The sequence below is a fragment of the Flavobacterium sp. genome (assembly GCF_040382755.1).
In the GTDB taxonomy this organism is placed as follows: Bacteria; Bacteroidota; Bacteroidia; order Flavobacteriales; family Flavobacteriaceae; genus Flavobacterium.
In genome coordinates this window covers 1-6,558 of the sequence record NZ_JBEIET010000113.1, presented here as the reverse complement: position 1 = coordinate 6,558, position 6,558 = coordinate 1, and the positions used below count along the sequence as shown (strand labels likewise).

The 6,558-nt window shown below is 30.9% G+C and carries 5 protein-coding genes; 2 read left to right on the top strand and 3 right to left on the bottom strand.

What is annotated here, in order from left to right:
• Nucleotides 1-200: 200 nt before the first annotated feature.
• Nucleotides 201-1,235: a LacI family DNA-binding transcriptional regulator gene (locus tag ABWO04_RS09210; protein ID WP_353079387.1), complete on the top strand. Its 1,035-nt coding sequence runs from the start codon at nucleotides 201-203 to the stop codon at nucleotides 1,233-1,235.
• Between the two features lie 44 nt (nucleotides 1,236-1,279).
• Here ABWO04_RS09210 and surE read toward each other — a convergent pair whose 3' ends face one another.
• Entirely contained in the window at nucleotides 1,280-2,035 is a 756-nt protein-coding gene (gene surE, locus ABWO04_RS09205; RefSeq protein WP_353079385.1) for a 5'/3'-nucleotidase SurE, read from the bottom strand.
• A 134-nt stretch (nucleotides 2,036-2,169) separates the two neighbouring features.
• On the opposite strand from surE, the gene ABWO04_RS09200 reads away from it, so the two are divergent.
• Nucleotides 2,170-4,386: a carboxy terminal-processing peptidase gene (locus ABWO04_RS09200; protein WP_353079383.1), complete on the top strand. Its 2,217-nt coding sequence runs from the start codon at nucleotides 2,170-2,172 to the stop codon at nucleotides 4,384-4,386.
• A 71-nt stretch (nucleotides 4,387-4,457) separates the two neighbouring features.
• Here the strand turns inward: ABWO04_RS09200 and ABWO04_RS09195 are convergent, their stop codons facing one another.
• Both ABWO04_RS09195 and rodA read right to left on the bottom strand, forming a co-directional pair.
• A complete protein-coding gene (locus tag ABWO04_RS09195; RefSeq protein WP_353079381.1) occupies nucleotides 4,458-5,267 on the bottom strand; it encodes a T9SS type A sorting domain-containing protein in 810 nt (269 codons plus the stop codon).
• A gap of 14 nt (nucleotides 5,268-5,281) precedes the next feature.
• The gene (gene rodA / locus ABWO04_RS09190) at nucleotides 5,282-6,538 is read right to left on the bottom strand and encodes a rod shape-determining protein RodA (RefSeq protein ID WP_353079389.1); all 1,257 of its coding nucleotides are present in this window, start codon (nucleotides 6,536-6,538) and stop codon (nucleotides 5,282-5,284) included.
• Nucleotides 6,539-6,558: the final 20 nt, after the last annotated feature.

Sequence of the window (6,558 nt, the reverse complement as noted above, 5' to 3'; positions counted from 1 at the left end):
TTTAATTAAACATTCCATTCCTATTCCCAAACTTAGGGATTAGGGGTGCAAAAGTACAATTATTTATTAAAATTACAAACTCTAAACTAAAATTCTTTTCTATTGATTTTGAACTCTTTAAAAGGGCACATAAAATATATTCAATTTATAAGGTTCTTTTCGCTGATTTTTTATATTTTTGAATTTGAAAAAGTATAAAAATGAAATCTAAAGCCACATTAAAAGAATTAGCGAAAGAATTAGGTGTTTCTACATCTACAGTTTCTAAAGCATTAAGTAACAGCCCAGAAATTAGCGAGCAAACTAAAATAAAAATTAAAGAGTTTGCACTGCTGAAAAACTACAAGCCAAATAGTATTGCTAAAAATTTAAAAAATCAGCGTTCTTATACTATAGGTGTGATTTTACCAAATATTTTAAATCCTTTTTTTGCAAAGGTATTTTCTGGAATTGAATTATATGCTAACGAAAAAGGATATAATTTAATTACTTGTACTTCTAATGAATCTCTTGAAAAAGAGAAACAGATGCTTGAAATGTTAGACAACGGAGCCATTGATGGTTTTATTTTAGCTTTGGCGGAAGAAACGCAAAAAGAAAATAATTTTACACATATATATAATGTATTGCGTGATGGTACTCCAGTAGTTCTTTTTGATAGAATTGCTCCAGAACTAAAATGCGATAAAGTTATTGTTGATGATTTTGATTCAGCAGTAGATGCGACGCAATATTTAATTGATACCAATTGTAAAAAAATTGCTCTATTTTCTTCAATTAATAATTTGAGCGTTGGAAAATTAAGAGAAAACGGATACAAAGAAGCATTGCAAAAAAATAACAAGAAATTTGATGCAACTTTAGCTTTATTGACAGATTCAGATGAAGGCTTTGATGAAAAAATGGGCAAACTTATTTTAGATAAAAAACCAGATGCGATTTTTGCAGTTGATGAATATGCTTCTGTTGCTGCAATGAAATTTTGTTTAAAAAATGGTTTTCACGTTCCAAATGATATTTCAATTATTGGTTTTGCAGATGGATTATGGTCAAGAAGAATGACGCCAAGCTTATCTACTGTTAGCCAACACGCACCAGAAATTGGTCAAAAAACAGCCGAATTAATTATCAAACGCATTGAAGAAATTCCAGATTCTGAATCTGAAAAAATATTCGAAACCGTGGTTATTAAAACGGAATTAAGAAAAAGAGAATCGGTTAGAAAACTTTCTTAATCCTATAGAATCGTAGAATTTTTCTTAGAAAACTTATTTAAAAACTATAAATCCCAACTATTTAATTGTTGAATTGCGTGGTATGCCGTCAAATCAAAATGAACGGGAACTATGGAAATGTAATCATTAGCTAACGCCCATTCGTCCGTATCTTTACCATTGTCGTGGTTTACAAATTTCCCGGTTAACCAGTAATATTCTTTACCCATTGGATTGGTGCGCTTGTCGAATTCTTCTTCCCAAGTGGCTTTCGCTTGACGACAAATTTTTATTCCTTTAATTTGGTCTGTTTTTGGAAAGTTTACATTTAAAACCACACCTTCAGGCAAGCCGTTTTCTAAAACCTCTAAAACAATTTTTTTAATAAAAGGTTTGATGTATTCAAAATTTGCATCCCAACTATAATCACACAAAGAAAATCCGATAGAAGGAATCCCTTCAATACCGCCTTCTACAGCAGCACTCATCGTACCAGAATAAATTACATTTATAGAAGAATTAGACCCGTGATTGACACCAGAAACACATAAATCAGGTTTACTTTTCATCACTTCATGTACGCCCATTTTTACACAATCTACAGGTGTTCCAGAACAGCTATAAGCGTTATTTGTACCTAAAAAATTAGGAATATGTTTCAATTCTAATGTGCTATTTATGGTTATGGCGTGACCCATTCCACTTTGAGCACTATCTGGAGCAATGATATAAATTTCACCTAATTCATGCATGACTTCTGTTAATGCTTTTATACCTGGAGCAGCAATTCCATCGTCATTCGTAACCAGAATTTTTTTCATTTTAAAATTGTGTTAAATTATTTGCTAATTTATTATAAATTATGATTTATTTGCAGATTAAAATATTAAATTTGTTATCTTGTTTTTGTAACAAGTAATACAGTAATTATTTGGCACGATTTTAGAAGTTAAAAATGAAAAAAAGTATAGAATTTATGAAAAGAAATTATAAAGTTTTATTGGTTGTTGGGATAGTAGTTGCTGGATTGTGGAGCTTTATTCCTTCTAAAAAAGTAACTGGCGACGATAAAGATAAAATGTTAATTGAACTGTTGTCTTTTGTGTTAGAAAAAGGCCATTTTTCACCTATTGAATTAAATGATGAATTTTCAAAAAAGGCTTATGCTTCTTATATTGAATCATTAGACCCTACGAAACGTTTTTTTATTCAATCAGATATTTCTGAATTTCAAAAATATGAATTGGCTATTGATGATATGATTCGTAGCAAAGATTTATCATTTTTTGATTTAACATATAAACGATTAATGCAAAGAATGAAAGAATCGAAAGTAATTTATACAAGTATTCTTTCAAAACCTTTGGATTTAAACGACAATGAAACCATCAATGTAGATTATGAAAAACTGCCGTATGCTGCGACTATGAAAGATTTAGATCAGCGTTGGAGAAAGCAATTAGAACTTGCTGTTTTGAGTGATATTACAGATAAAGAAGAGATTCAAAACGCTTTAAAGTCTGGGATTATAGATGAATCGAGTGCTGCTAAAGAAGAAAAACCAGCTGAAAAAACCGAACCAAAATCATTTGAAGAATTAGAAATAACCGCAAGAAAAACTACGGAAAGTAATTTGAATAATAATTTTAGTTTCATTGCCGAGTTAACACGTGAAGACTGGTTTACGGTTTATATCAATGCAATTGTAACGCAATACGACCCACATACGTATTATTTTTCTCCTGAAGATAAAGAAAAATTTGATGTAAGTATGAGTGGAAAATATGAAGGAATTGGTGCGCGTTTACAAAAGAAAAATGAAGGCATTGAAGTGTCAGAACTAATAAGTGGAGGTCCTGCTTGGCGAGGAAAATTATTAGAACAAGGCGATATTATTATTAAAGTTGCTCAAGCTAACGAGGAACCAATAGATATTGCTGGAATGCGCTTAGATGATGTGATTAAAAAAATAAAAGGACCTAAAGGGACTTTGGTAAAACTTACTGTTAAAAAAGTAGATGGTACGGTAAAAGTAGTGCCAATTATAAGAAATGAAGTAGAAACGGAAGAGACATTTGCTAAATCTTCTGTAGTTAATAAAGATGGGAAGTTATTTGGGGTGATATATTTACCGAAATTTTATCAGTCTTTTGAAAACAAATTAAACCGAGATGCTTTTAAAGATGTAGCTATTGAAGTGGAAAGATTAAAAGCTATGAACGTGGAGGGTATTGTAATGGATTTACGTGACAATGGAGGAGGTTCATTAGAAACAGTAGTTAAAATGACAGGTTTATTTATTGATAAAGGCCCTGTGGTTCAAGTAAAACCAGCAGGCGGTAAAGCTCAAATTTTACCAGATTCTGATCCTAAAGTTCAATGGGATGGCCCGTTAGTAGTAATGATTAATAATTATTCGGCTTCAGCTTCAGAAATATTTGCAGCTGCAATTCAGGATTATAATAGAGGAATTATTATTGGAAGTAAACAATCATACGGAAAAGGAACAGTTCAAAATGTATTTGAATTAAACGAATTTGTTCGTGGAAATCAATATGGCGATTTAGGTGCTTTAAAAACTACCACTCAGAAATTTTACAGAGTTAATGGTGGCTCTACACAATTAGAAGGTGTAAAAAGTGATATTGTAATGCCAGATCGTTTTAGTTTTATGGAAACAGGCGAAAAAGATGAAAAAAGTGCTTTACCTTGGGATAAAATCGAACCTGCAAATTACATGCCTTTACAGGTAAATTATGACAAAGTAATTGCGAACAGTAAAAAAAGAATTGCTACAAATGAAAATTTTAATTTAATTTCTGAAAATGCAAAATGGATTAATGATAGAAAAGAAGACAATTCTATAAGTTTAAATTATGCTGCGTATAAAAAAGAAATTGCCGATATTGAATCGCAAACTAAAAAATTCAAGAGTCTTGAAAAATATAAAAACAACCTAAATTTTACTTCGTTACCCTACGAATTAGAATTGATGGCGAATGACGAATTACTGAAAGAAAAGCGTGAAAGATGGCATGCTGAATTAGTTAAAGATATTTACATGACTGAGACCTTAAATGTACTTACTGATTTAACCGTTTTAGATACAAACATACCTGTTGTTAAAACTAAAAAGGAGAAAAAAGTAAAAGAAAAATTAGCTTCAAAATAGAAAATATTTCAAATATAAAAAGCCATTCATTTACTACTTGAATGGCTTTTTATTTATTCAAAGACTAAAAATTAATCTGTAATTAGTAGTTTTTCTAACGCAACGAGTTTATTTTCTTCTGTCAGTATAATATAATAAAGTCCGCTTGAAAGATTATCACGCGATATGAAAACCGTTTGACCTGAAAGATTATTTACTTGTTTAACTATTTGCCCGTATGAATTATACATGTTCAAGGTAGCATTTTTTAAATTGCTATTTGTTTGAATAGTAGTAGAAGTTTTAAAAGGATTAGGAAAAATAGAAAAAAGTTTTTCGTTTGAATATTCAATAGTATCTAAATTATTTTGCCCTGACTGTATACAAGCATTTGGGGTACTTTCATAGGCATAATCTTTAATGGTAAAAGATGCAGAATTTGATAAAATATCAATCCGTGCCCAACCATAGTATGTATTTGTACCTACAATTAGTTTTAATGCTAAATATTTATCTGAAGCGCCTACCCAGTGACCAATATTTGTTCCCAAAGCCAAAGTACCTGGAGTAGTAAAATCATACCATGTTGCAAGAGATTCACAAATAGAATTAGATGTTGATAATGCCCATGGTAAATAAGTTCCATTAACAAAATTTCCCGAATAAGCATTGTTGTTTTGCGGATTACACATAACTCCAATTGTACTTCCACTTCCACCAAAATATATTATGAAATCAACTACCGTATCATTATTTAAATCCAAAGAATATGTGGCGTTAGGAGTGGCGTCAGGTATATCTGTATAAATTATTTGGGAATACAACTTACTGTTTGCAAAAAGCAATATCAATAAAGTGCTTAAAATTGTTGCTCTTTTATGAAGTACATTTTTAGTTTTCATTATAACTAACACGTTTACCACTCATTAACTTTATTCGCATCTAATTTTATAAAAATAAATAGCATAATGGTAAACGCCCATAAACTGGAACCACCATAGGAGAAAAAGGGTAGTGGTACTCCAATAGTTGGGAACAATCGTATAAGCATAGCGATATTTACAAAAAAGTGGGTAAATAAATACGTGGCGACACAATAGCCATACACTCTACTAAATCTTGTTTTTTGTCGTTCTGCAAGGAATAATATTCGTAAAAATAAACTTACAAATAATCCAATAACTAATACATTGCCTACAAAACCCCATTCTTCACCTACTGTGGTAAAAATATAGTCGGTATGTTGCTCGGGTACGAAACCACCTTTTGTTTGTGTGCCTTCTAAATAGCCTTTACCAAAAAATCCACCTGAACCAATGGCAATCATCGATTGATTTAAATTGTAACCTTCGGCTTTCATATTTACATCTTTTCCTAAAAGCACATTAATACGATCTTTTTGGTGGGGTTCTAAAACTTTATCATATACATAACTAACCGAAAAGGAAAAAAGTGAAATTGCGATAAAAATTAATCCGTAAACAATAGGATTCCGAGAAATCATTCTATTAAATATAAAATGAATCACCATAAATATTCCAATAAATGAAATTAAATATATGGGTTTAATGATAAGTGCTAAAAGGAAAGTAGCGATTGAAATGGCTCCAGTCCATAAATACCAACCTGGTAATCCTTCTCTAAATAAAACAAAAATTAAGGATAAAAAAATCATTGCACTACCGGTATCGGGTTGTAATAAAATGAGTATTACGGGAAGCCCAATAATAGCAAAGGCAATATATTGAAAGTTCTTTTTAGCTAAATTTACTTGCGCATCACTTAAATATTTTGATAAAAGCAAGGCTACAGCGGTTTTTACAAACTCGGAAGGCTGAAAACCAAATCCTCCAAATTGGTACCAATTGGTTTGTCCTTTTTTGCTAACCCCAAAAACGAATAAACCTAAAAGCAATGCAATCCCAATTCCATAAAATACAGGAGAAAATCGTTCAAATACTTTAGAATCTATAAATAAAATCGAAAATATTATGGGTATAGAAATAAGCATAAAAATCATTTGTCTTCCATAATTCAGGCTAAAATCAAATGTGTATTCTTGATTTGCAGGAACCGTTACGGAATAAATAGTCATCCATCCAAAAACAACGAGTATGAAGTACAACAAAATGCTTATCCAATCGATGGAATTACTTATATCTTGGTTTTTCATTTGACTTAATTTTCCTTTTT

Coding starts and splice junctions, on each gene's coding strand:
- ABWO04_RS09210 (WP_353079387.1), top strand. CDS start 201: ATGAAATCTAAAGCCACATTAAAAGAATTAGCGAAAGAATTAGGTGTT.
- surE (WP_353079385.1), bottom strand. CDS start 2,035: ATGAAAAAAATTCTGGTTACGAATGACGATGGAATTGCTGCTCCAGGT.
- ABWO04_RS09200 (WP_353079383.1), top strand. CDS start 2,170: ATGAAAAAAAGTATAGAATTTATGAAAAGAAATTATAAAGTTTTATTG.
- ABWO04_RS09195 (WP_353079381.1), bottom strand. CDS start 5,267: ATGAAAACTAAAAATGTACTTCATAAAAGAGCAACAATTTTAAGCACT.
- rodA (WP_353079389.1), bottom strand. CDS start 6,538: ATGAAAAACCAAGATATAAGTAATTCCATCGATTGGATAAGCATTTTG.